Source organism: Adlercreutzia shanghongiae, from assembly GCF_035830635.1.
Classification (GTDB): Bacteria; Actinomycetota; Coriobacteriia; order Coriobacteriales; family Eggerthellaceae; genus Adlercreutzia; species Adlercreutzia shanghongiae.
In genome coordinates this window covers 105,827-127,926 of sequence record NZ_JAYMFI010000011.1, presented here as the reverse complement: position 1 = coordinate 127,926, position 22,100 = coordinate 105,827, and the positions used below count along the sequence as shown (strand labels likewise).

Genomic DNA, 22,100 nt, shown 5'->3' with positions numbered 1-22,100 from the left:
CCTTCTGAGAATTATAGGGTAAAGCGCCCTTCTAACCGACGGCTTGAAAAAGAGCGGAAATCGCCCGCTTTCCGACCATGCTAAGATATGGAAGAAGACGACAGAAGGAGCGACTATGCGCAGCAACGAGGTGGCGAAGTTGGCCGGGGTGACCGTGCGCACGCTACGGCACTACCACCAGCTGGGGATTCTGCCCGAGCCGCCCCGGTCTGCCAACGGCTACCGCGACTACCCGGCCGCCGACGTGGCGCGGGTTCTGCGCGTGAAGCGACTGGCCTCGCTCGGGTTTCCGCTGGCGCGCATCGGCGAGGTCTTGGAGGACATGGACGCGCCCGCCTCGTCGGCCGCCGCGGCCCTCGACGACCTGGATCGGGAGCTCGCCCTGGAAATCGAGCGGCTGGAGGAGCAGCGCCGCACTATCGCGGCCCTGCGCACCGAGAACCTGGACCCCACGCTTCCTGTGCGCTTCGCCCGCATCCTGTCCATGCTGCCCGGCGTGAGCAGCCTCGCCGACGCCTCCCCCGCCGACCGCACCGCCCTCGTGGTGGCCGGCCACCTCTACAACGACGACGAGCTGGACGAGCTGGAGCGCGTCGTCGGGCGCATCGCGAACGACGACCTGATAGAGGCCTTCGAGCAGCTGAACGCCCGCATAGAGAGCCTGAGGCCCGACGCGCCCGAAGAGGAGCGCGACGCCTTGGCCCAGCAGACCCTGGACGCGCTGGCGCCCGTCATCGCCTGCTTCGATGCGGCGAACTGGCTGCGCCCCTCCACCGATCGCGAGCGCTTCTTAGACGAAATCGCCTTCAGGGACTACAACGATGCCCAACAGGACGTGTACAACCGCGTCGAGGCCGGCATCGAGGCGGCCATGACCGCCCGCGTCGAGGCCGAGAGGCGGCCCGACACGCCGCAGATGCGCCCTTCATAACTCCTTCACGCCGCGCTTGACCCCGACGCAACGTCATAGTTTTAACTCCCTCTCGAACGATCATCCCCTGTTCGAGAAAGGCCTTCCATGTCCCTCGCCTCGCCCCGAGCCCGCGCACCCCGCCCCGTCGCGCCACGCTACCTCTTCTCCTGCGGGCTCTCGCTGCTCGGCAACTCCGTCGCCGGCGTTGCGCTGCCCCTGGTGCTGCTCGCTACCACCGGCGACGCCCTGGCCGCCGGCACCCTCGCGCTCATCTGCGCCGCGCCGCAGTTTCTCATCGGCCTTGTCGGCGGCGCGCTCATCGACCGCTTCAACCGCCGCGACGTGTCCGTGATCTCGGACATCCTGTCGGCGGCGAGCGTGGCCCTGCTGCCCGTGGTGGACGCGGTGTGGGGGCTGTCCTTCGGGTGGTTCGTGGCCCTGGGCCTCGTCGGCGCGGTGGGCGACATTCCCGGCATGACGGCCCGCGACGCGCTCGTGCCCGCCGTGTGCGAGCGCGACGGGCGCAGCCTCCAGAAGTTCATGGGCCTCACCCAGTCGCTCGATTCCCTCGTGGTCATCGTAGGTCCGGCCCTTGCCGCCTTCCTCATGGGATCGGTCGGCGCCGTGAACGCGCTGTGGTTCACGGCCGTCATGTCCCTGGCCGCAGCGCTTACGACCCTCACGCTGCCCCGCGCCATTGGCCGCATCGGCGGGAAGGACGTTCCCGCTGGAAACGAGGGCGCCTCGGCAGTGGGCCCGGGCGAGCGCGGTATCGTGAGCGGAGCGTGGAATGCCCTGCACTCCGGCGCGCGCGTGCTGTTCGCCGGCGACGCGCTGCTGCGCTCCTCCATGTTCATTAGCTTCGGCATCGTCATGATCATGGGCTCGTTCCAGGGCCTCGTGCTGCCCGTGCACTTCACGGCTGCGGGCACTCCCGAGCTGCTCGGCTACGTGCTGTCGGCCATGTCGGCCGGCATGCTGGCAAGCTCGCTCGGCTATGCCGCCCTCGCCTCCAAGCTGCGCCGCCGTACCTGGTTCGTGCTGTCGCTGGCAGGCATGGCCCTGGGCATTCTGGGGCTGGGGCTCCTGCCCTCCTTCCCCCTGCTCGCCTTCAGCGCCCTGCTTCTGGGACTGGCGGCCGGCCCCCTGTCGGCCCTGCTCGGCTTCTTCATCTTCGACCGCATTCCCGCCGAGATGCGCGGCAGCGCCCTGGGCACCCAGAACTCGCTCACCCTGGCCGCAGCCCCCGTCGCCGTGTTCGCCACATCCCTGGCCGTGGAGGCCTGGGGCGCGGGCGCGGCGGCCATAGGCCTGGCCGCCTGCTGGTTCGCCGCCACCCTGTGGGCCCTCAGCTCCCGCAGCCTAAGCAGCCTCGACGACGAAAGCGAGGAAGCCATCGCGGACCCAACGCACGCTCCGGCACCCCCGACATCTTCCGCTTCCGCCGTGGCAGCTGCGGCCACCTCGGCGCATGCCCCAGGCCCCCGCTCCTTCGCCCAGACGGCGCCCGAGATGCCGCGCCCGTGCAACACAGAGCTCTCCTGATGCAACTGGGGTCGGGCGCCCTTGCGCTCGGCCCGCACGCACGGCACACTGGCAGCACCGAACCGTTTTGCGCCGCTGCGCCGCCCGAGAGAGGAGCCCCGTGAAACTCACCGTGGAAGAGCACGCCGACGTGTCCGACATCGAGGTGGACATCCGATGCGTGGCCGTGGACCGGCGCGTGCAGGCGCTCGTGGCCGCCGCAAGCGCCCTGGACCGGCGGCTCGTGGGCACGCTCGACGGCGCCACGGTCATCCTGGATGCCTCCGAGGTGCTCTACGCCGAGACGGTAGACGGCCGCACCTTCCTCTACGGGCCCGACCGTGTGCTGGAAAGCCCCCTGCGGCTGTACGAGCTGGAGGAGCAGCTGGCAGGCGCGGAATTCGTGCGCGCGTCGAAGTCGCTGCTCGTGAACTTCGACCACGTGCGCGCCCTGCGTCCCTACCTGAACGCGCGGCTGGAGCTCATCTTATCCAATGGCGAGTCCGTCATCGCCTCGCGCCAGTACGCACCCGCCGTCAAGGCGAAGATCGGCCTGTAACCGCACACCTGCAGCGGTCCACGTCGGCCCGCAGCAGCCTTCCCCGACCGCACCGCACCCCGCTCCGCACCCACTCACCCGAGGAAAGGAAGCCCCATGAACCGCATTCTGAAAAGCGCCCTCGTCCGCGTCTGCGTCACCTTCACCGCCGCCATGGCCCTGTGGTGTGCAGCCGGCCTCATCTTCGCCGGTCCGGTTGAAGGCGTCGTTATCACACTCTCGCTTCTGGCAGCCTGCCTGGCACTCGTCGCGCTGCAGGTCCTGTGGTTCACCGAAGTGGTGGTGAGGCGGGCGCCCTACCCCGCGCGCATCGCCGGCTTCGGCCTGACGGCGCTGCCGGCCCTGGCGGCCGCGGCGGCCCTCGGCGGATGGTTCCCCGCCGACAACGGCGGCGCCTGGATCACCTTCCTTGCTATCTACCTTATCACCCTTGCCGCCATCACCGCCGGCTACACCCTCTACTACCGCCGCACCGCCGGCAGCTTCGATGCTGCCCTCGCCCGCTATCGCGAAGGGCGCGGGCAGCGAGGATAGCGCAGAACGAACGAGGCGGACATCAGCGCAGAAACGGGCTCGGCTCGTCCCGGTACAGCACCGTAAGGGCGTGCATGGCGCGGGTGACGGCCACGTAGAGCAGGTTGCGGTCGACCTCGCTGGCATACTGGCGGCCGTCGGCGTCCAGCAGCACCACCGCGAGCATCTCTTCCAAATATTCGCGCTCTATGCTCTCGCTTCCCACAGCCATCTCTCCTTTGCTCTCTCCCCGTATGGTCTAAAACCGCAGCTTCTCGTCACGTTTCTGGCTTGAAAATCACGATTCTTTGACCCGAGAGGGCGTCAGCAGAACTTGTCCGCCGTAACCATTTCGCATAAGCCCAGGTCAGGTTTCGCCATAGAGCAAGTCCAGGGCTAAGCAGGTCAGAGAATCGTGTTTTCTAAGCCACTTTTTTAGTTTTATCTTCAGTTTTACGATGAGCGAGCTGAAGGAGAACCGCGGAACCAAGGCTCCGGCCTTACCGCCTGTTCGGGAGAGCGCGTTTACTTCAAATGAAACACCCCAAGTGCGGGGCATCACAGGGCGAAACGGTCAGCTCGTTGGAATACGCGAGAGGTCGATCGCTCGAGGGCGTCGACGTCGCAATGGGTCAGCCATCCTAGCCCTTCTCCGCAGGCTCCGCCCCCTTCGCCGCACCGACCTTCACGAAGTCCACACAGCGGAAGGCTTCGCGCGCCCGCTCCTCCGTCAACCGTTTGATAGCAGCAGCGCACATCGGCCCACGCCCCCAGACAGCTTGGCTTAGTATGGGACTCAACATTAACGCTTCGTCAAAACCGCAACGACTCTCGAACGCGCGGGGAAGGAGCCCCCATGCCGATGAATCCTGCTGTGGCGGCCATCGTGAAGGCCCTCACGCTTCTGCAGCCCGACATATCGTCCTCCTACGCCGGCCAGCGCAAGGCCGAGGACGCCGCTGCCAAGCTCACCATCGCCGACCCGCGCTGCCGCATCGACAACCTCACGGCCACCGCGCCCGACGGCTATGAAATCCCCTTGCGCCTGTTCACACCCCTCGACATCGATTTCTCGCTGAAGAGCGGCCTGCATGTGAACGAGGACCACAAGGGCACCATCCTGTACCTGCATGGCGGCGGTTGGGCCAACGGCGATGTGGACTTCTACAGCGATGCCTGTATGCGCACCGCCCTCAAGCTTGAGCGCCGCGTGCTGGCCGCGGACTACCGCCGCAGCCCCGAGCACCGCTTCCCCGCGGCTCTCGAGGACAGCTACGAGGTGGCACGGCAGCTGTTCGCCGGCGAGCTTATCGCCGATGTCGATCCGGAGCATATCGTGCTCATGGGCGATTCCGCCGGCGGCAACCTGACCGCCGGGGTAAGCCTGCTCGCCCGCGAGCGCGGCGATTTCGCGCCCCGCACGCAAATCTTGCTGTACCCGCTCACCTACAACGACCACAGCGAGACCACCCTGTTCGACTCGGTACGCGACAACGGCGAGGACTACATCCTCACGCGCCAGACTATCGTCGACTACATCGATTTGTACCTGTCGAAACCCGAGGACTTCGTCGACTCCCGCTTCGCGCCGCTCATCGCGAGCTCTCTGGCCGATTTGCCCCGCACGCTCGTTATCACCTGCGAGTACGACCCGCTGCGCGACGAGGGCGAGGCTTTCGCCTCACGCCTTGAAGCCGACGGCACCGAGGTGGCCTGCTTCCGCCTCTACAACGCGGTGCACGGCTACTTCCTGTACCCCTCGGTATTCTCGCTCGTGCGCGACACCTACCGCCTTATCGCCCACTTCCTCGACGGCGAGGCGCTTCCCGCCTCCGGTGACCTGCCATGGCTGACGCTTCTTGGTACCGACTAGACAACGTCGGGAAGTTCTACGCCGCCCAGGCCGGCGGAAACACCCAGACCATCTTCCGCATCGCCGCCACCATGACCGACGAGGTGGACGAGGCCGCCCTGCAGCGGGCGCTCGATGCGGCTGTGGCGCTGTTCCCCGGCTTCAACGTGTGCCTGAGAAGCGGCCTGTTCTGGCACTACCTGGTGCCCGCGCCGAACGCCCCGCGCGCCGAGCCCGAGGTGCTGCCCGTCTGCTACAACCTGCACGCCGACCCTGCAAGCGTGCTCTTCCGCATCACCTACCACGCCCGGCGCATCAACGTGGAGGTGTCCCACATCATCTCCGACGGGCGCGGCACACTGGAGTTCGTGAAGGCGCTCCTGGCCGCCTACGTGGCCGAGCGCTACGGAGTGCCCGCAGCCCCGGCGGCCTATGCGGGCGACGAGGCATCGAAGACCGAGGACAGCTTCTCGGCCCACTACGACCGCGCCGCCGCCGGCAGCGATACCGCGCCCAAGGTGTTCCATCTCACGGGATGGAAGGATGCCGACGACCCCGTCTACCTGGAGCTGCACTACTCGGCCGCCGCCGTGCACGCCGCCGCGAAACAGGCGGGTGCCACGGTGACGAGCTACCTCATCGCCGCGGTCATCTGCGCCCTGCGCCGCGAGATGCCGCCCGCCGAGCGCGGGCGCGCCATCCACATGGACGTGCCCGTTGACCTGAGGTCGCTCTTCGGCTCCACCACGCTGCGCAACTTCTTCGGACTGGCCTACGTCACCTACGTGCCGGGCAGTGCCGACGAGCCTTTGGGCGCCATCGCCGCCCAGGTGCAGGAGCAGCTTTCCGCCGGCACCCAGCCAGCCGCCCTGAAGCGCCGCGTGATGCGCATGGTGAAGCTGGAGAAGAACCCGCTTGTGCGGGCGGTGCCCCTCATCGTGAAGGACGCGGCGCTGGGATTCGCCGCCTGGCGCGCCAACCGCGAGGTGACGTGCACCGTGTCGAGCCTGGGACGGGTGACGCTGGATGCGGCCGTGGCGCCCTATGTGGAGGGCATCAGCGCGCTCACGTCGCCGGCGGGGCTCAACTTCATCCTGTGCACCTGCGGCGACGACTTGTGCATCGGCATCTCGAGCCGCTTCGTGAGCCTGCGCGCCGCACGCCACCTTGTGCGTGTGCTGGACGCCGAGGGGATCTCCGGCTGGGCGGCCCTCAACAAGGACGATGCGCAGATAGACGCGGCGCTCAAGGAATCGGCGCTGGAGGACCGCTTAAGCGCCATCGGCGCCACCTGGCGCGACCACGCGGGCCGCGCCCCCGCCCGCGACCAGGGCCGCGCGGGGAAGCCGGAGGTGCGGCCATGAGGCACTGCGACCGCTGCAACCTGGATTATACGGGCGAGCTGACCCGCTGCGCCCTGTGCGGAGCCCCGCTTCACGGCGGGGCCGCGCCCCCGCCCGCGACCAGGGCCGCGCGGGGAAGCCGGAGGTGCGGCCATGAGGCACTGCGACCGCTGCAACCTGGATTATACGGGCGAGCTGACCCGCTGCGCCCTGTGCGGAGCCCCGCTTCACGGCGAGGCCGCGCCCTCGCCCTTCCCCGTGGCCGCCTGGCATCGCTTCCGGCGCACCGTGCACCGCGCGCTCATTCTGGTGGCCCTGGCGGCCCTGGCCGTGGCGGCCATCGTGTGCGCCGCCTTCGGGCTGCCGGGCCTCCTTATCGCGCTCGCGGCGGGCATCGCGGCCTTCATCGTCGCGAAGCTTCTGCTCACCCAGGGCCCCTTGGGCACCAAGCTCGCGAAGTTCTTCTCCATCCGCTGAGGAAGCGCCGGACAACCCCCTACACCAGCAGCGCCGCCAAGACCCCTACCCGAGTCGCGCCGTCGAGCGCTCGCAGAGCTCGGCCACCAGCGGCAGCAGACGGCTTCCCAGCTCGTCAATGCCCGGGAGCGCCCCGCTCTCGGCCAGCACCGCCTCAAGGGCCGCGGGCACCTTCCCCGCCAAAGCCGCTAACCGCTCGGCCAGCACATCGCCGGTCAAGCCGTAGGCTTCCAGCCCGTTGGCATCGGCGAACTTGCCCAGCCGCCGTGCGCTCAGACGGCCGACGCGATTCTCGCCGGCCACGCCCATGGCCAGCTTGATATCGAAGGGCCGCTCGGCATAGGGCAGAAGCGATGCCACGTCGTAGAGCGGGGCCAGATAGGCGGCATTGCAATCGATCAACAACGAGTAGTTTTTAGCATGGGCGTCGGGCGCACCAATGAGGTAGTTGAAGAACAGCATGTCAAAAAACCGCCTGAGGTTGCTCGCAGCCGGAGCTCCCGTACGCTTGCACACGCGAACAATGTCAGCGGCTCCGGGACCACCTTCCTCCGGGTATTTACGCTCGGGAAGCACGCCCAGAACCTGGCAGAAATCCTCCTGGTGCAGGCGCCGCACCCGACCCGCATCATCGCGCACCCGGTCATAGCGCGTGGCAACGATGGCCGGCTCGTCTTCAAACACCAGGTAATCGACCCGCTCCGCCGGGATACCGCACGCTGCCGCCAACTTCAGGCACACGTATTCGTTGAGCGCGCTCAACTTCAAGTCCGAGATACCTGGCTTGAAGATATGGGTCGTGGCAGCCGCCCCCTCGCAGCTGTACCATCCGTCGCCTTCGCGACGCAGGGCGAACTTCGCTTGCTGACCACCGAGGGACCAGCGCTCGTTATCGGTCTCCCACCGCGCCGAGGCCGCCCCCCTTCCCCGCCGCAGACGCGCGGCGATATCGCACTCCGCCATAGGCACAAGCATCTCGGCCCGCGCCGTTGCCACAGCCACATCTTCTTCCGCGCAAAGCTGCACCGCGCCCGGGCAATCGAGCCCCACGTGGGCGAGAAGAGCCCATGGGTTGTCGGCCGACACGCCCAGCTCGCGTCCCAAGCTTCTCCTCACCTCGAAACTGTCGGGCAGAAGCCCGAAGAGAAAGGGCCTCACGACCTTGTCGCCGAACATTTGGTTCGACACGGGCATTGAAAGCGATAGGGGGATACCGGCGTACCCGTCGTCGTAAGTGAAGGAGAGAGCGCCCGATTCCGCCTGGCAGACCCGGCCGGCGCGCTGACCGGCAATGAGCACAACGAGCTCCCTACTCATCGCCGCCCTCGCTTCCGTCCCATTGGCCCAAAGCACGCTGAAGAAGCGCCGAGTACTCCGATCCCTGGGAAAGCGTCGACGTCGCAGCTGCAGGCTTCCCCGAGGCGGCGTCGCACACCGTCAGATCGAGATCGAGAACCGAGAGCACGTGAACCAGATTCTCCAAGCCGACGCCCCGCGCCGTACCCATCTCCAGCGACCGCACCAGGCGGTCGGAAACACCGGCCGCCTCCGCAAGCTGCTTTTGGGTAAGGCCCCGCGCACGTCTTTCGCCCTGCACCTTCCGGCCAATGTCCCGGGCAACCGCCGTCGCTTCCATCGCCGCCCCCTTTTTCATCTCAAGCAAGAGCGGCATTATTTTGCCGCTTGCAATTCGGAAATATATTTCCTATTACTATAGCGGAAATATATTTCCGAATCAAGAGAGAAAGCAGGAGCAGACCAGAGAGCATGCCGCCGCAGAACCACGAGCATGACACCGCATGTCACGGAATCGCGAGCCAATCGCCGCAGGCCCTTTCCGATACGCCGCGGCTCCCTACCCCAGCAGCGCCACAGCAATGCCGACAGCCACCAGCAGCGCGCACACGGCCAGCGCAGCCCAGTCGCCGGCGCGCATCGGGTAGTCCTTGTAGCCGCTCTCGCGGGTGCGCAGGTTGAAGCCGCGCACCTCGGCGGCAATGGCGGCCGAGTTCGTCTTGCGCACCGAGCCCACCAGCAGCGGCACGCACAGCGGCACCATGAGGCGCACCTTCTTCACAAACGACCCGTCGAATTCCACGCCGCGGGCCGTCTGGGCCTCCATGATGCCGGCCATGTCGTTCATGAACACGGGAATGAAGTGCACCGTGCTCGTGAACGTGAAGGCGTACTTGTAGGGCACGTGCAACTGCTTCACCACGGCGTTCGTCAGGTCGTTCATCTTGGTCACGTAGAACACCAAAAACAGCGGGATGGCCGCCGCCATGAGGCGCACCACCACAGTCGCAGCTGCCAGCAGGCTGCCGGTGCCGATATAGCCCCAGGGCAGCGGCACAAGCTGCGCGCCGTGGGGCGTGGTGAGCAGGATGACCACCGCCAGAATGAGCGAGAACGCGAACACCGCCTTGCACAGCCCCGCCGTCTCGCGGCCCATGCCGCAGTACAGCGCGAGCCCCAGGGCCACACCCAGCATGGCCACGAGGAAGACCAGGTTGCTCGTCACGAAGCAGGCGATGGCGAACAGCACGGCGCCGATGAGCTTCGCGCAGGGGTTCATGCGGTGCAGGAGGCTGTCCCCCGGCACGTATTCCAGAAACTTCGCCATTAGCCGATCGCCTCCACTTCCACCGTCGTCGCCTCAACGCCGCGCGCCGCGGCCAGGGCCTGAACCATCTGGGGCACCGTATTCGCCGCGGCCACCGGCGCGGGGCAGCCCTCCTCGCGACCGAGCATGAGCGACACCTCGGTCACCTGGGGCGGCAGGATGTGCGCCTCCTTCAGCACGCGCCCGTCGCGCAGCACGTCGAAGGTGGCGCCGTCGGCCACCACGCGCCCGGCCGTCATGGCGATGACGCGGCGAGCGAAATCCCCCACCACCTCCATGTCGTGGCAAACCATGACGACCGTGGTGCCGCCCTCGTTCAGCTCGCGGACGATGTCCATCACCTTCACGCACTCGCGGAAATCGAGGCCCGTCGTGGGCTCGTCCAAGATGATGGTGGGCGGCGCCAGCACGATGATGGAGGCGAGCGCCAAAAGCTGCCGCGTGCCGCGGTTCAGCAGGTAGGGCTCGGCTGCGGCGTCGAACCCGAAGCGCTCGATGATGGCATCTACCCGCGCCTCAGCCGCGGGACCCTGCTCGCCGAGCGCCTTGAAACCGAACAGCAGCTCCTCGCGCACGGTGTTGCAGCAGATTTGCCGGTCGGGGTTCTGGAAGAGAAACCCGATGCGCCGGGCCAGCTCGCTCGTCTTCAGCGCCGTGGTGGGCACCCCGTCCACCAGCACCTCGCCCGCCGTGGGCTTCAGAAGCCCATTGGCCAGGCGCATGGTGGTCGATTTCCCCGCGCCGTTGGTGCCCACGAAGGCCACGAAGTCGCCATCGTTCACGGTGAAGCTCACATCGTTGAGCACCGCGAGCTCGCCGTCGTAGGATGCCGAGACGTTCTTGAACTCGATCATGCGAGCACCTCCTTGCACACGGCGGCCGCGCCTGCCACGTTGCGCACCGCCGGGCCCTCGTAGAGTCCCTGGGCCGCCAGGGCGTTCACAAGCGTGGTGGCCCGCGGCACGTTCACGCCCAGGGCCAGCAGCTCGTCGGAATGGGCCAGCACCGCGTCGGGCGTATCGGCGAAGCGAATGCGGCCCCCGTCCACGATGACGAGCATGTCGGCGTAGTCGGACAGAAGCGCGATCTTCTGCTCCACCACGATGACGGTGGTGCCGTGCTCGCGGGCGTAGCGGGAAAGCAGGTCGAACACCGCCACCGACGAGGCCGGGTCCAGCTCGGCGGTGGGCTCGTCCAGCACGAGCACCTTGGGCCGCAGCGCGATCACCGAGGCCACGGCCACCTTCTGCTTCTGGCCGCCGGAGAGGCTGTCGATGGTGCGGTCGCGCAGATCGGCGATGCCCATGGCGGCGAGCGCCTCGTCCACGCGTCCGGGAACCTCGTCCTTGGGCACCGCGAAGTTCTCCAGCCCGTAGAGGATCTCGTCTTCCACCACGGTGGACACCATCTGCGAGTCGATATCTTGGCACACGCTGCCCACCAGCCGCGACAGGTCGGTGAGCGACGTGTCCACGGTGTCGCGCCCCTCCACCGTCACCGAGCCGTAGAAGTCGCCCGGGTAGCAGTGCGGGATGATGCCGTTCACGGCGTAGGTGAGGGTGGACTTCCCGCTGCCGGCCGCCCCGGTGATGCCCACGAAGCACCCGTCGGGAATGGTCAGCGTGATGTCGCGCACCACAGGCTCGGCCCCTTCCCGGTACCGAAAGCTAAACTCATTGAACTCGATCATGATGACCTTTCTTGCTTGCTTGAAACCTATCGGGGACGGGAGCGGCGGGTACCTTGATTCGCTCAGACAGTCCTCGCTTTGCGAAACAGGACGTTTAGTCCTGTTTCGGTCGCTGCGGAACTCGCTCGGTCAAGGCACCCGCCGCTCCCGCTTCGCTCAGCCTCAGTTGAGCAGGCGGGAGACAGGGGCGCGCCTCCACGCGCAGTTCCGCAGCGACTGGAAGTGCCCGGTGGGCACTTCCACCAAGCGAGGACTGTCTGAGCATGGAGGTATGCCCCCTGGCCCCCGCCGGACAAACGAAACCAACTAGCGCTTCAGCACCTTCTTCAGAGGCATGGCCAGCACCTGCACGAAGATGCAGTTGAACGTGGCGGTGCCCAGCACGATGGCCACGTAGGCCGCCATGGCCACGGCGAAGTCGCCGCCGACGGACACCACGTTGATGTAGGTGGACAGCGCCGCGAAGGTGAAGCCGGACACGCAGGTGGAGACGAAGGTGTTCACGAGCGGGTTCACGTCCAGCTTGCCAATCTTCATGGGCACGCGGATGAGCAGGCCGCAGGCGAGCGCGCCCAGAAGCTCCGAGGGGATGTTCAAAAGCGGCGTGGCGTTCAGCATCGGGATCTGGCACACCAAACCCGCGATAAGGCCGATGGCCAGCGACTGGGCCAGATTCGGGCGGATGAGGATAATGGCCAGGCAGTAGGCGGCAATAACGAAGTTCGGCTTCATGCCGAAGGAGGCCAGCAGGCTGCCCACGGTCAGCTTCAGCACGGCGCCGGCGGCCAGCAGCACGGCCACCAAAATGAGGTCCTGCACCCCCAAGCCCTTCTTCTCGGCAACGGCCACGGTGCGCTTGGCGCCGGCGGTGGCGGCGGGAGCGGTCTTAGCGTCGGCGGTCATACGGAGTTCTGCCATGTCAATCAGTCCTTTCTCGGACGGCTTTTTCACCGTCCCTCGTGCTCGCCTTCTGCGAGCGTTTCCCATGTCAGCAATTGCCCCGTATCCGACGCCTTCGAGAGTTCCCGGCCGACCCCAACAAAAAAAGGGATCTGTCCTTCTCTTAAAGGACAGATCCCTCGATCTGCGGTGCCACCTTTAATTGGTTCGCCAAGCGAACCCTCTCGTGAACGGGCCATCACCCGCCCTGCCTTTAACGCAGGCTCACGGTCCAGATACTCGGCCTCGCAGGAACAAACTGCGGTAAGCCTTTCCCCTTTCCCTCGGCGATCCATTTACCCTCTGGCGTTCTGCGGGAATCTCAGCTGCGCCCGCTCTCTGTGAGTGCCCGGATGGCTTGACTTTCGCCTCATCGGTTTAAGGTATATTCAATTGCTGGCGTGTACTTTAGCACAGAATCCCGACCGCGCAACCCCTCAATTCCGCGGCATGCCAACGAGCGGCCATCTCGGGGGCGCAGCCTACGTCGGCCCTTCATGCAACCTCGTTCTGCTTTAAAATCGACGGGTAGCGTAGTTTTTGGACGCATCTCCTTTTTGCGTTTTCTCAGTGCAACACTCCGACCTGGGGTTTTCCAAAAACGCGTCAACCGCTACCGTCCGAACGACTACGCTACCCGTCGATTTGCAAGCAAAAGAGCCCCTTAGGCCTTTCGCTCCGTATCATCCTCCGAAAAACCGTCGCAGCGATACGCCCGCAAAGACCAGCCGCAGGCATAGAGCAGCCGATGCTGCACCCGGAAGTTCTTCGACTGTATCTGGAACCGGCGCCCCATCCTCTTGCACGACTGTTCCGCAACGCCGCGCATCTCATCGCTGCTCGACAGCTGCTTCAGCGTAACGGTAATCACCTTGAACCCATCGGCTTCAAGCGCCAGTCGCTTAGACGCATCGCGCGAAATCTGATCTGGCGTAAGATGCTCCGAATTCGAGTCGTACTCAAGAGATAGACGCGAGGAGGCGTGCACGATATCGGGCACGAGCGTTTTGCGCCGGGCCAGGCGCTGGGCCTTCTTGCTCGGCGCGATTCGCCGGTTCAGCTCGAGTCCCGGGATACCATATCCCCCATAGCGCTGAGCCAGGCTCATCACCGTCCAAAGAAACGCTTCAGGGGGCGATGCGGCGTTTTCCGCTAGACACTTCACAGCACGCCGCGCCGCCTTCGCGCCACGAATTCCGGGATTGCGGCGAATAAACGCCTCTATACGCCTCGTTGTTGTAATTGGCGCTCTTTTCGCCAAACCGTTCGAGCAGGAAGAATCAATGACAAAGGTGCCGCAGAGCGCACTCCCGACCTTTATCAGCTCATGAAACGGGAGATCGCAGGCAAGTTGGACAAAGCACAGCTCCGGACAAGCGACGAATACGCCATCGGCAATGCGTATGAACGGCTTTTCCTTGAAGGCAAAGTGAGACGCATGGGCCACCGCATCGGGAATGGGGCTCTTCGATTTCCTGGGCACCAACACGTGCACCGGCACAGGCAAAAACGGGCATATCCGCAACAAGTAGTCAATTGATTTGCGCGACGGCTCGCACGAAACAAGCGCGCTCGAGCCCACAGCGCACGACGAGGAGGGCCGAGCATGCACCCCGAGCCAATACGAAAAAGCCGATATGCCGTAAAGGAACAATCGCATGAGCGCAGTGTAGCAAGCGCCAAGGGCGGCATCCCGGGCATGCGCGCATCTTCATCAATGCTTCTCTGCGATATGTTGTCTGATCATATATGAGCGACCAGCGTGTATTCCGGAAAGGACAGGTCGCCCGCTTCATTCGGAAAGAGCCGGCAGCCCCAACCCGAGAGCCGCAGAAATCAGCGGCGGGAACGCGGTGTGCGGCAGCGCACGGGGCGCGCGTCACGGTGTGCGGCAGCGCACGGGGCGCGCGTCGCGATATGCGGCAGCGCACGGGGCGCGTGTCGCGGTGTGCGCAACCGGCAATGCCCTTTTTGCTTGCAAATCAACGGGTAGCGTACCTTGTGCGGACATCATCAGCCTACATGTTTTCGAAAACCCCAGGTCACAGCATCGCGCCGGGAAAGCACAGGGAAGGGGCGGCGTCCAAAAACTACGCTACCCGTCGATTTGCAAGCAATCCAGGTCGTGGCAGCGAGATGAGCCCCCGTGGCGTGGCGTGGCGTGGCGCGGCGGTGCGGAGTGTCGCCGCCGTCCGGACACGAAGGCGTCCGAGCGCGAAAAGCGGGCCGAACACGAAAGCGGCCCGGACACGAGAGGCGTCCGGACGCGAAGGCAGGCCGGATACGAAAAGCGGCCGCCCCTCCCGTCGGAAGAGCGGCCACCTTCGTTGAGTCCCGCGCTGCAAAAGCGCGCGCTACACGATCTTCTTCCCTAGCACGGCGGCAAGCTCGCGCAGCTCGGCCACGAGCTCGCGGAACTGGGCCGGGGTCAGCTGCTGGGGGCCGTCGGAGAGGGCCACCGGCGGGTTCGGATGCACCTCGATCATCAGCGAGTCGGCGCCGGCAGCGATGGCCGCCTTCGCCAGCGAGGGCACCAGGTCGCGCTGGCCGGCCGGATGCGACACGTCGATGCACACCGGGTACAGTGACTGCTTGTGGATCACCGGCACCGCAGCGATGTCCAGCGTGAAGCGGGTGGCCGTCTCGAAAGTGCGGATGCCGCGCTCGCAGAGCACCACGTTGGTGTTGCCGTGGTCGGTGATGTAGTCGGTGGCGGCGAGCCACTCGGCAATGGTGCCGGCAAAGCCGCGCTTGTACAGCACCATCTGATGGGTGTCGGCCGTCACTTCACCAATCTTCTTCAGCAGGCTGAAGTTCTGGAAGTTGCGGGCGCCCACCTGCAGGCCGTCCACGTAGTCGGAAACGAGCTGGCAGTGAGCCGAGTCCATCACCTCGGTGAGGGTCTTCAGGCCATAGCGGTCGCCAGCACTCTTCATGATCTTGAGCGCTTCCTCGCCAAGACCCTGGAACGAGTGCGGGTTCGTGCGCGGCTTGAAAGCGCCACCGCGAATCCAGGTGAGGCCGAGGCCGGCAAGGCACTCGGCTACTTCGTCGAACTGCTCGGCGGACTCCACCGAGCAAGGCCCAGCGTAAATGGTGATCTCGTCGGTGCGCTGGCCGAGATCGGGAATGGGGGCAAGTTTCACTTCGCTCATACGGACGGCGTCTCCTTACTCACTCGAAGGATGGTCTCGTAGATGGCGCGGAGGTACTCGTTGTAGAGCGGCCCCTCGTTGTAGGAAGCGATCTTCTCGAAGATCTCCTCCTCTCGGCGGGCGTCGTAGAGGCCCATATGGGCATCGGGCTTCAGCCCGCGAATGACCAGAGAATGGCTGGCGCGCTTATTCAGAAGCGCCACGAGCTGACGATCGATCTCATCGATCTTCTCGCGATGCTTCTCGATCTCCGCCAGGGCGCTGGTTTCGTCTGACATCGCAATTCCTTTCCTGTACCAAAAGCTTGAACGAGCATGGCGAACCCGCCGCAGCAGACCCGCCCTCGCGTGAGGCCATAATAGCAAAGACCCCCGCACGAGCAGGGGTCGTTGGGAAATTGGGTCATAGAAGCCCGCGATGAGGAGCCATCGGCAAAAGCGAAGGAGAAGCTGCGCAGGCCAGCGCTCGGGTGGACGGACGGTCCGATGCGCAGGCCAGCGCTCGGGCCGCCGCGGTGACGCGCAGGGCGCCTCCCTCACCGGCGCTCGACGGCCTAGCGCGAGTGCATCATGGAGTCGCCGCGGCTCTCCGAATCGCGCTGGTACCACTCGATGAACAGATCCACCGCACCGTTGACGATGAACGCGCCGCCGAGCACCAGCACGAAGGTCATGGACGCGCCCCAGGGGTTCACCACGATGAGCACGCCGCCGATGCCCACGGCCACGCTCACGGCCAGCACTGCAATCCAGATGCTGCTGCCGAAATCGCGCAGAGCGAAGGCGCGCACTACATTCACGATGGCGCACAAGATGAGCACCACGCCGAGCACCACCGAGAAGAACCCAGCGATCACCTTGGGAAACGCGAAGGCGATAAGGGCGATGATGAGGTAGAAGACGGCGCTCATGAGCGTACCCGAATCGCGGTAGCGCGCGCTGCGCTGGCGGAAGTAGGACAGAAGCCCCGCCGCGCCCATAAGGGCCAGGGCCACGCCGAACAACATGATGATGCCCTGCACGGTGATGGACGGGTAAATCATCAGAAACAAACCGAAGCCGATGCAAAGCACCGCCTGCACCATGTTGTTCGACCGCACGATGTTCAGAAACTTCTCCATAATCGCTCCAGCTTTCCCGTAAAACCTCTCGAAAACGCGATTCATCAGGGTAATCGCGCCCTCTGTCCTTAACGCCATCATAAGAGAAGGCCGCCGGCACAACCGTCGGAGAACCGAGCTGAAAACGAGCAGTTGAACAAAACCCGTCACTGCCACCGAGGCGTCAACAAGGACACCGTCACGAAAGACTCAGGTCACCAAGCTGTTTATTGGCGTATCAACAAGGAAAGGCTCGCCGGTACCTAAAGCGCCCCCTCGGCGGGAGGGGTCGAGGGGGCAGACATGGAAGAGAGGCCGCAGAACCGATGCGGTGAGTCTATCCGAGCAACGCCTTGTGGCGCTCCATGAGCGAACGAGCAAGAGTCAGCAGACGCACGTAGTAGCCATCGGGGCGAGCGGCTTCCACCTTATCCTCAAGGGCCCCAACCCAGCCGAGCGGATGCTCGTCAAGGTACGCCGCCACTTCCTCGCCGGAAAGCTCGCGGGACAGCCCGTCGACGCTTTCGCCGCGAGCCGCCACTTCGCGCGCCGTCGCGGCCATGTCCAATGCCCAGGCGCGGCGCCGGCACATCTCGGAAAGGCAGAGCAGCTCAAGCCCCAGGTGATCCTCATATTGGTTCGAAGGCCCCGCCGCCTCAAGGCCGAGCCCCCGCAGCACCTCGCGCATTTGGAAGGTGGGCTCGCCGAAGCCGACAGTCGCGCCCTCGCGGCGGTTCATGGTCTCCCAAGGCGGGGCCAGCGGAGAGGGCGGGCCGACGAACAGCGCCGTGTACTCCACAGACACATCGGTCACCACCGCATCCCGCGCCTCGCCCCTGCGGGACTCGGCCCACAGCGCCAGCGAGTCGATGGCATGGGCCACATCCTCGCTTTCGAAGTCGGGAAACACGCTCCAAAAACTGGCATCGAGCCCCGCATCAGCCGTCTGCGACATAGGCCGCAGGAGCGAGTTTCCCAGAAACGCATAGGCATCGGCCAGAGCCTTCCAGGAATTTGCGTCGAGCGTACTCACGAGCACTCCTCTCACCGTTAAACAGGCGGCCCGCTTCCGAGCGAGCCGCCCTGAAACACCACTTACGCCGTCTGCGGATCGAAGTCGCCGTCCAGAGCCGCGCCCTGGGCGCCACGAGCGCGAACCTTTTCGGTCTCGGCCGCGGGAACGAGCAGCCTAGAGCCGAGGGCCATGAAAGCGAGCGCGCCCAGGCAGGGCATGCCCACCACGATGAGCACCTCGGGCAGCGTCGGCGCATAGGCACCGAGCAGCGCCCAGCCGCCGTCGGACAGCACGCCCGGCGCGCCTTCCACGTTCGGCACGATGAACGAGGTGAGCAGCAGCCACAGGCGCTTGCAGAGCACGCCGGCGATGACGAGCACGCTCGCCCCCACCACAAGCCCCGTGCGCTCGCGGTTCTTCGCGAACACGAGCACCAGGAAGGGGATAGCCAGGCCGCCGATAATCTCGAACCAGAAGAACGGAGCCGTGGGGCCTGCCGTCATAAGCGCCAACGTCTCGGCGCCGGTGGCTCCGGGGTAGGCCATGGTCAGCACTTCGCAGAAGATGAAGAACGCGTCCACGGCGATGCAGGTAGCCAGAAGCCCGGCCAGCGATGCCATAAGCTCGCGGGAGGTGTCGAACAGGCGCGCCTTCTTCAACGCGGCGAGCACGCACAGCAGAAGCGCCAGGCCCGAGTCCATGGCCGAGGCCACGAAGATGGGAGCCATGATGGCCGAGTACCAGCCCTCTTTCGCCATCTGCAGGCCGAAGATCCAGGCGGTCACCGAGTGCACCAGGATGGCACAGGGCAGGGCGAACCGCGAGATGATGGACACGGCACGGTCGTTGCCGCGGCGCATGTTCACCAGATACAGCACGTTGATCACCAGATACAGCGTGATCACGCACACGTCCCAGATGAGGGGCGAGGCGGGATTGGGTCCGGTGAACAGACGCCAGATGCGCTGGATGCCGCCCAAATCGATCAGGATGAACATGCCAGCGAGGCAGATGCACACCGTGGACAGGATGATGGCCGGCATGGCCACGGCCTTGAAGCGCTTGATGTGGAAGACGCTCGCTGAAGAGGCCACGATCAGGCCGCCGGCGGAGAGGCCCACGAAGAACATGAACATGGCGATGTAGAGACCCCAGGACACGCCGTTGGACATGCCCGTCACCGCAAGGCCGCCCATGAGCTGGAAGCCGTAGGCCCCAACACCCGCCAGAGCCAGCACGGCAAGCACGGCCGCAAGCAGCTTGTTTCTCGTCAGAAGTTCCATGATGTCACTCCCCTACTCGTAATAGAAAACTTGCGGACGGGTTCCCTGCTCCTCCAGCAGCACATGGGCCGTCGAGCGGGCATGCAGCTTGGAGATCTCGGAGTTGGGATCATCCAGGTCGCCGAAGGTGCGGGCCTTCACGGGGCAGCAGGCCACGCACATGGGCTCTTCGCCTCGGTCGGTGCGCTCCTTGCACAGCGTGCACTTCTCCGCCACACCGCGGGTACGGTCCTCGACCGCACCGTCGCCGTAGGAGAAATCCGGTTCGTAAACAGGGTCTTCCCAGTTGAAGCTACGCGCATTGTAGGGACAGGCCGCCATGCACATGCGGCAACCAATACACTTCTCGTAATCGACTTCCACGCGGCCCATCTCGTCTTTGTAGGTCGCGCCCGTCGGACACACCCTCTGGCATGCGGGGTTCTCACAATGCTGGCAGGCCACTGGCAAATAGACGCGAGTCAGGTTCGGATAGGTTCCCGTCGCGCCATCCTCGATGTCGCATCCTTCGGTCAACACCCGGTTCCAGCGCATCTCCTTCGGCACGCGATTCTGCATCTTGCAGGCAAACGAGCACGTCTGGCAACCGATGCAGCGGGTCTTGTTAATGGCAATTCCAAGTTTAGTCATAATCGCACCTACGCCTTCTCCACCTGAACGAGCGTGTCGTTGTAGGGAATCTGCGGTCCGTGATACATCTCGTAGCAGCGCTCGTTGCGCGCCGAATTCGTGACGTTCTGCAAGAAGCCTTCCTTGTAATAGCGGGTATAGGTCGTCTCGGCCATGAACAGAACGCCCGGCCTCATGCTCGGGTTCACCAAGGCCTTGCAGACAAACGATCCACGGTCGTTGAACACGCGCACGTCGTCGCCGGTGACAATTCCGCGCGCTTCGGCGTCCTCCGGCCCGATATTTACGCACGGACCGTAGTCCTCCTGGAACCAGGGAGAGGCTGTGTAGTAGGCGTGAATGCGGTAGCGCGACTTGCCCTGGGTGAAATAGAGCGGGTAGGTGTCCTTGATCGGGTTATCTTCGTAGGCCTCGTTGGCATCCTCGTAAACGGGGAACTGGTGGCCCTGGCCGAGAAGGTACTCGTAGTACAGCTCAATGCGCGTAGAGGGCGTTCCGTACACCTGATCCGCATGACCATCGGGGCGCCAATCGGGACCCGTGCCCGGCAGGGCCATGCAGCCGCCCTGGGCCAGCAGCGCGTCATAGGTGATGCCCTTCATGTTCTCATCAAGCTCTTCCACGCCGTCCAGGCTCGCCCGGGCCAATTCCTCGTAGGTCTCGGGAAGCAGGTGATCAAGACCCCACTCAGCAGCAAGCAGACGCTCAATCTGCAGGTCGCTCTTCGATTCGAACAGAGGATCGACCATGCCGTTGGCGAGCATGACGTGACCGAAACTGGCGCGCAGCTGCTTGACGTTCTCCTCGCACTCGAACTTAGTGCAGGCAGGAAGCACGATGTCGGCGTAATCGACAGCCGAGGAATGGTAGATGTCGATAATCGCGAAGAAATCGAGGCTCTTCACCCAGGCGAGCATGTCGTTGGCATTTGCGGCCTCAAGGGTGAACGCGTCGCCGAAGGTAAGCGCAACGTGGATGTTGTTCTCGTGATAGGGCATGTCGTACATACCCATACCGGAATCGTTGTAGCCGTACTCCTCGGGAAGCAGCCAAGGATTAAGCGTCGCTGCGGGATCGTCGGCACCTGCGCCGCCGTAGAAACCGAAGCCCGAGCCCTTGCGCCCGTAATTTCCCGTCAGCGCCGTGAGAATAGACATCGAGTGCCCCAGAACATCGGCATTGGTGTACTTATCGGGACCGCCCAGACCATAGTCGATGATGGCGGGGCCGCTGTTGGCGTAACGGTCGGCCAGGTCAATGATGACCGCCTCATCAATGCCGGATTTGGAAGCCGCCCAGCTCGTCGGATAATCGGCAAGCCACTCTCCCATGAGCGTAAACTCGGTGACCAGCTCCTTGCCGTCAACGGTCCAGCTGCCCTCGAGGGCGGGAACGACGCCTTCCTCGGAATACAGCTTCGGAGCGTTCGTCACCGTATCCCAGACATAAGGAGCACCAACGGGCTCTCCGGAAACAACCGCCGGATTCGGCGCCATATCCGTCGCGCTGCGATAGCTTGCGCCCGTGGCCCGCTCCACGAGGAACGGGAAAGACGTGTGGGCAAGCACAAAGTCCTCGTCATACCACTGGTTGTCGACAATGGCGCGAATCATGCCCTGAATAACCGCCGCATCAGTGCCGGGGCGAACCGGAAGCCACTGATTCGCCTTGGACGCCGTGCCGCTGAAGCGCGGGTCGAGAACCGCAACATACGTGCCGGCCTCGACAGCATCCATGAGCGCACGAGACCAGACGATGCCGCTCTCGAGCGGATTGTGGCCCACCTCGATAATGGTGGCCGCGTCGGAGAACTCGTGAATGGAACGCGTCGGACAGTAGCTATAGGCGCCGAAAGCAGGGGTCATACCGTTAGGTTGGCCACGGTCAAGGCCCCAGTTGCCGCCCTGGTCGGCGCGAAGAAGCTGGCCGAGGAAATCGAAGCCGATGCTCGCCTCGGTGGACTTGCGAATGAAAACCGACCCCTCGCCGTATTTCTCCTGCGACGCTTTGAGGGCGTCAGCGATGGTCTTGATTGCCTCGTCCCAGCTGATTTGCTCGAACTTCCCCTCACCGCGCTCACCGACACGCTTCAGAGGCGTCTGCAGGCGGTCCTGCGAGTAAATATGGGCAACTTCGTTGATGCCGCGCAGGCAGATGGTGCGGTGACTCTCTTCGGCAAGATCGCTCGGCTCTATCAGGCTCACTCGCTCATCACGGATGGTGCACTTCAAGTTGCAGCCCGTTAGGCAATGGAACTGATGGCACAGGTGGGCCACCCGCTCCTCGCCTTCCGCATGGGCCTTCGTCGGCGCGAGCCAGTCGGATGTCGCCGTCATGCCCGCGACGCCGGCGAGACCCAGGACACCTGCCGTGGCGCCGGCGCCCTTCAAGAAGCCTCTACGAGTGAGTCCGCCTGTGGAGCGTTCTGCTTCGGACATCTCTCCTCCTTCATTCCCGGGGACCTCGCCTTTGCGAGCGGCGCCGT

Annotated in this window: 22 protein-coding genes; 7 read left to right on the top strand and 15 right to left on the bottom strand. The window is 64.8% G+C overall.

What is annotated here, in order from left to right; genetic code table 11:
* Positions 1-115: 115 nt before the first annotated feature.
* From VJ923_RS06825 to VJ923_RS06810, 4 genes are all read left to right on the top strand, one after another.
* A complete protein-coding gene (locus VJ923_RS06825) occupies positions 116-931 on the top strand; it encodes a helix-turn-helix domain-containing protein (RefSeq protein WP_326439886.1) in 816 nt (271 codons plus the stop codon).
* Positions 932-1,018: 87 nt separating this feature from the next.
* On the top strand, positions 1,019-2,458 hold the full coding sequence (locus VJ923_RS06820) for an MFS transporter (protein ID WP_326439884.1): 1,440 nt from the start codon (positions 1,019-1,021) through the stop codon (positions 2,456-2,458).
* Between the two features lie 100 nt (positions 2,459-2,558).
* Positions 2,559-2,996 (top strand): LytTR family DNA-binding domain-containing protein, encoded by a 438-nt coding sequence (locus VJ923_RS06815; protein WP_326439882.1) that lies wholly within the window; start codon positions 2,559-2,561, stop codon positions 2,994-2,996.
* A 96-nt stretch (positions 2,997-3,092) separates the two neighbouring features.
* The gene (locus VJ923_RS06810) at positions 3,093-3,530 is read left to right on the top strand and encodes a hypothetical protein (protein ID WP_326439880.1); all 438 of its coding nucleotides are present in this window, start codon (positions 3,093-3,095) and stop codon (positions 3,528-3,530) included.
* A 22-nt stretch (positions 3,531-3,552) separates the two neighbouring features.
* Here VJ923_RS06810 and VJ923_RS06805 read toward each other — a convergent pair whose 3' ends face one another.
* Positions 3,553-3,735, bottom strand: a complete 183-nt coding sequence (locus VJ923_RS06805) for an ATP-binding domain-containing protein (protein ID WP_326439878.1) — start codon at positions 3,733-3,735, stop codon at positions 3,553-3,555.
* Between the two features lie 630 nt (positions 3,736-4,365).
* On the opposite strand from VJ923_RS06805, the gene VJ923_RS06800 reads away from it, so the two are divergent.
* The 3 genes from VJ923_RS06800 (at position 4,366) to VJ923_RS06790 (ending at position 7,181) form a co-directional block, all read left to right on the top strand.
* Positions 4,366-5,382: an alpha/beta hydrolase gene (locus VJ923_RS06800; RefSeq protein WP_326439876.1), complete on the top strand. Its 1,017-nt coding sequence runs from the start codon at positions 4,366-4,368 to the stop codon at positions 5,380-5,382.
* A complete protein-coding gene (locus VJ923_RS06795; protein ID WP_326439874.1) occupies positions 5,355-6,725 on the top strand; it encodes a phthiocerol/phthiodiolone dimycocerosyl transferase family protein in 1,371 nt (456 codons plus the stop codon). Before VJ923_RS06800 ends, VJ923_RS06795 begins: the two co-directional genes overlap by 28 nt.
* Positions 6,726-6,857: 132 nt before the next feature.
* Positions 6,858-7,181 carry a hypothetical protein gene (locus VJ923_RS06790; RefSeq protein WP_326439872.1) on the top strand — a complete coding sequence of 108 codons (324 nt, stop codon included), beginning with the start codon at positions 6,858-6,860 and terminating at the stop codon, positions 7,179-7,181.
* Between the two features lie 45 nt (positions 7,182-7,226).
* Here VJ923_RS06790 and VJ923_RS06785 read toward each other — a convergent pair whose 3' ends face one another.
* From VJ923_RS06785 to VJ923_RS06720, 14 genes are all read right to left on the bottom strand, one after another.
* On the bottom strand, positions 7,227-8,498 hold the full coding sequence (locus tag VJ923_RS06785) for a type II toxin-antitoxin system HipA family toxin (RefSeq protein ID WP_326439870.1): 1,272 nt from the start codon (positions 8,496-8,498) through the stop codon (positions 7,227-7,229).
* Positions 8,491-8,817 carry a helix-turn-helix domain-containing protein gene (locus VJ923_RS06780; protein WP_326439868.1) on the bottom strand — a complete coding sequence of 109 codons (327 nt, stop codon included), beginning with the start codon at positions 8,815-8,817 and terminating at the stop codon, positions 8,491-8,493. The genes VJ923_RS06785 and VJ923_RS06780 overlap by 8 nt, the downstream gene beginning before the upstream one ends.
* Before the next feature lie 219 nt (positions 8,818-9,036).
* A complete protein-coding gene (locus tag VJ923_RS06775; protein ID WP_326439866.1) occupies positions 9,037-9,804 on the bottom strand; it encodes an energy-coupling factor transporter transmembrane component T family protein in 768 nt (255 codons plus the stop codon).
* Positions 9,804-10,658: an energy-coupling factor ABC transporter ATP-binding protein gene (locus VJ923_RS06770; RefSeq protein ID WP_326439864.1), complete on the bottom strand. Its 855-nt coding sequence runs from the start codon at positions 10,656-10,658 to the stop codon at positions 9,804-9,806. Before VJ923_RS06770 ends, VJ923_RS06775 begins: the two co-directional genes overlap by 1 nt.
* Entirely contained in the window at positions 10,655-11,494 is an 840-nt protein-coding gene (locus VJ923_RS06765; RefSeq protein ID WP_326439862.1) for an energy-coupling factor ABC transporter ATP-binding protein, read from the bottom strand. Before VJ923_RS06765 ends, VJ923_RS06770 begins: the two co-directional genes overlap by 4 nt.
* A 306-nt stretch (positions 11,495-11,800) precedes the next feature.
* The gene (locus VJ923_RS06760; protein ID WP_326439861.1) at positions 11,801-12,412 is read right to left on the bottom strand and encodes a hypothetical protein; all 612 of its coding nucleotides are present in this window, start codon (positions 12,410-12,412) and stop codon (positions 11,801-11,803) included.
* 685 nt (positions 12,413-13,097) lie between these two features.
* Positions 13,098-13,940: a hypothetical protein gene (locus VJ923_RS06755; RefSeq protein WP_326439859.1), complete on the bottom strand. Its 843-nt coding sequence runs from the start codon at positions 13,938-13,940 to the stop codon at positions 13,098-13,100.
* Positions 13,941-14,787: 847 nt separating this feature from the next.
* Positions 14,788-15,588 carry a 3-deoxy-7-phosphoheptulonate synthase gene (gene aroF / locus VJ923_RS06750; protein WP_326439857.1) on the bottom strand — a complete coding sequence of 267 codons (801 nt, stop codon included), beginning with the start codon at positions 15,586-15,588 and terminating at the stop codon, positions 14,788-14,790.
* Positions 15,585-15,866: a chorismate mutase gene (locus VJ923_RS06745; protein WP_326439855.1), complete on the bottom strand. Its 282-nt coding sequence runs from the start codon at positions 15,864-15,866 to the stop codon at positions 15,585-15,587. Before VJ923_RS06745 ends, aroF begins: the two co-directional genes overlap by 4 nt.
* Positions 15,867-16,141: 275 nt before the next feature.
* A complete protein-coding gene (locus VJ923_RS06740; protein ID WP_326439853.1) occupies positions 16,142-16,708 on the bottom strand; it encodes an HdeD family acid-resistance protein in 567 nt (188 codons plus the stop codon).
* Between the two features lie 316 nt (positions 16,709-17,024).
* The gene (locus tag VJ923_RS06735; protein WP_326439852.1) at positions 17,025-17,720 is read right to left on the bottom strand and encodes a TorD/DmsD family molecular chaperone; all 696 of its coding nucleotides are present in this window, start codon (positions 17,718-17,720) and stop codon (positions 17,025-17,027) included.
* 62 nt (positions 17,721-17,782) lie between these two features.
* On the bottom strand, positions 17,783-18,985 hold the full coding sequence (gene nrfD / locus VJ923_RS06730) for an NrfD/PsrC family molybdoenzyme membrane anchor subunit (RefSeq protein ID WP_326439850.1): 1,203 nt from the start codon (positions 18,983-18,985) through the stop codon (positions 17,783-17,785).
* 12 nt (positions 18,986-18,997) lie between these two features.
* Complete coding sequence (locus VJ923_RS06725) at positions 18,998-19,615, bottom strand: 4Fe-4S dicluster domain-containing protein (protein ID WP_326439848.1); 618 nt, start codon at positions 19,613-19,615, stop codon at positions 18,998-19,000.
* Positions 19,616-19,623: 8 nt separating this feature from the next.
* Positions 19,624-22,053, bottom strand: a complete 2,430-nt coding sequence (locus tag VJ923_RS06720) for a molybdopterin-dependent oxidoreductase (protein WP_326439846.1) — start codon at positions 22,051-22,053, stop codon at positions 19,624-19,626.
* Between the last annotated feature and the right edge of the window lie 47 nt (positions 22,054-22,100).

Bases quoted from the DNA above. Each gene is read 5' to 3' on its own strand.
- VJ923_RS06820 (WP_326439884.1), top strand. From the start codon at position 1,019: ATGTCCCTCGCCTCGCCCCGAGCCCGCGCACCCCGCCCCGTCGCGCCA.
- VJ923_RS06770 (WP_326439864.1), bottom strand. From the start codon at position 10,658: ATGATCGAGTTCAAGAACGTCTCGGCATCCTACGACGGCGAGCTCGCG.
- nrfD (WP_326439850.1), bottom strand. From the start codon at position 18,985: ATGGAACTTCTGACGAGAAACAAGCTGCTTGCGGCCGTGCTTGCCGTG.
- VJ923_RS06745 (WP_326439855.1), bottom strand. From the start codon at position 15,866: ATGTCAGACGAAACCAGCGCCCTGGCGGAGATCGAGAAGCATCGCGAG.
- VJ923_RS06790 (WP_326439872.1), top strand. From the start codon at position 6,858: ATGAGGCACTGCGACCGCTGCAACCTGGATTATACGGGCGAGCTGACC.
- VJ923_RS06725 (WP_326439848.1), bottom strand. From the start codon at position 19,615: ATGACTAAACTTGGAATTGCCATTAACAAGACCCGCTGCATCGGTTGC.
- VJ923_RS06720 (WP_326439846.1), bottom strand. From the start codon at position 22,053: ATGTCCGAAGCAGAACGCTCCACAGGCGGACTCACTCGTAGAGGCTTC.
- VJ923_RS06760 (WP_326439861.1), bottom strand. From the start codon at position 12,412: ATGGCAGAACTCCGTATGACCGCCGACGCTAAGACCGCTCCCGCCGCC.
- VJ923_RS06780 (WP_326439868.1), bottom strand. From the start codon at position 8,817: ATGGAAGCGACGGCGGTTGCCCGGGACATTGGCCGGAAGGTGCAGGGC.
- VJ923_RS06765 (WP_326439862.1), bottom strand. From the start codon at position 11,494: ATGATCGAGTTCAATGAGTTTAGCTTTCGGTACCGGGAAGGGGCCGAG.
- VJ923_RS06740 (WP_326439853.1), bottom strand. From the start codon at position 16,708: ATGGAGAAGTTTCTGAACATCGTGCGGTCGAACAACATGGTGCAGGCG.
- VJ923_RS06785 (WP_326439870.1), bottom strand. From the start codon at position 8,498: ATGAGTAGGGAGCTCGTTGTGCTCATTGCCGGTCAGCGCGCCGGCCGG.
- VJ923_RS06795 (WP_326439874.1), top strand. From the start codon at position 5,355: ATGGCTGACGCTTCTTGGTACCGACTAGACAACGTCGGGAAGTTCTAC.
- VJ923_RS06825 (WP_326439886.1), top strand. From the start codon at position 116: ATGCGCAGCAACGAGGTGGCGAAGTTGGCCGGGGTGACCGTGCGCACG.
- VJ923_RS06810 (WP_326439880.1), top strand. From the start codon at position 3,093: ATGAACCGCATTCTGAAAAGCGCCCTCGTCCGCGTCTGCGTCACCTTC.
- VJ923_RS06800 (WP_326439876.1), top strand. From the start codon at position 4,366: ATGCCGATGAATCCTGCTGTGGCGGCCATCGTGAAGGCCCTCACGCTT.
- VJ923_RS06775 (WP_326439866.1), bottom strand. From the start codon at position 9,804: ATGGCGAAGTTTCTGGAATACGTGCCGGGGGACAGCCTCCTGCACCGC.
- aroF (WP_326439857.1), bottom strand. From the start codon at position 15,588: ATGAGCGAAGTGAAACTTGCCCCCATTCCCGATCTCGGCCAGCGCACC.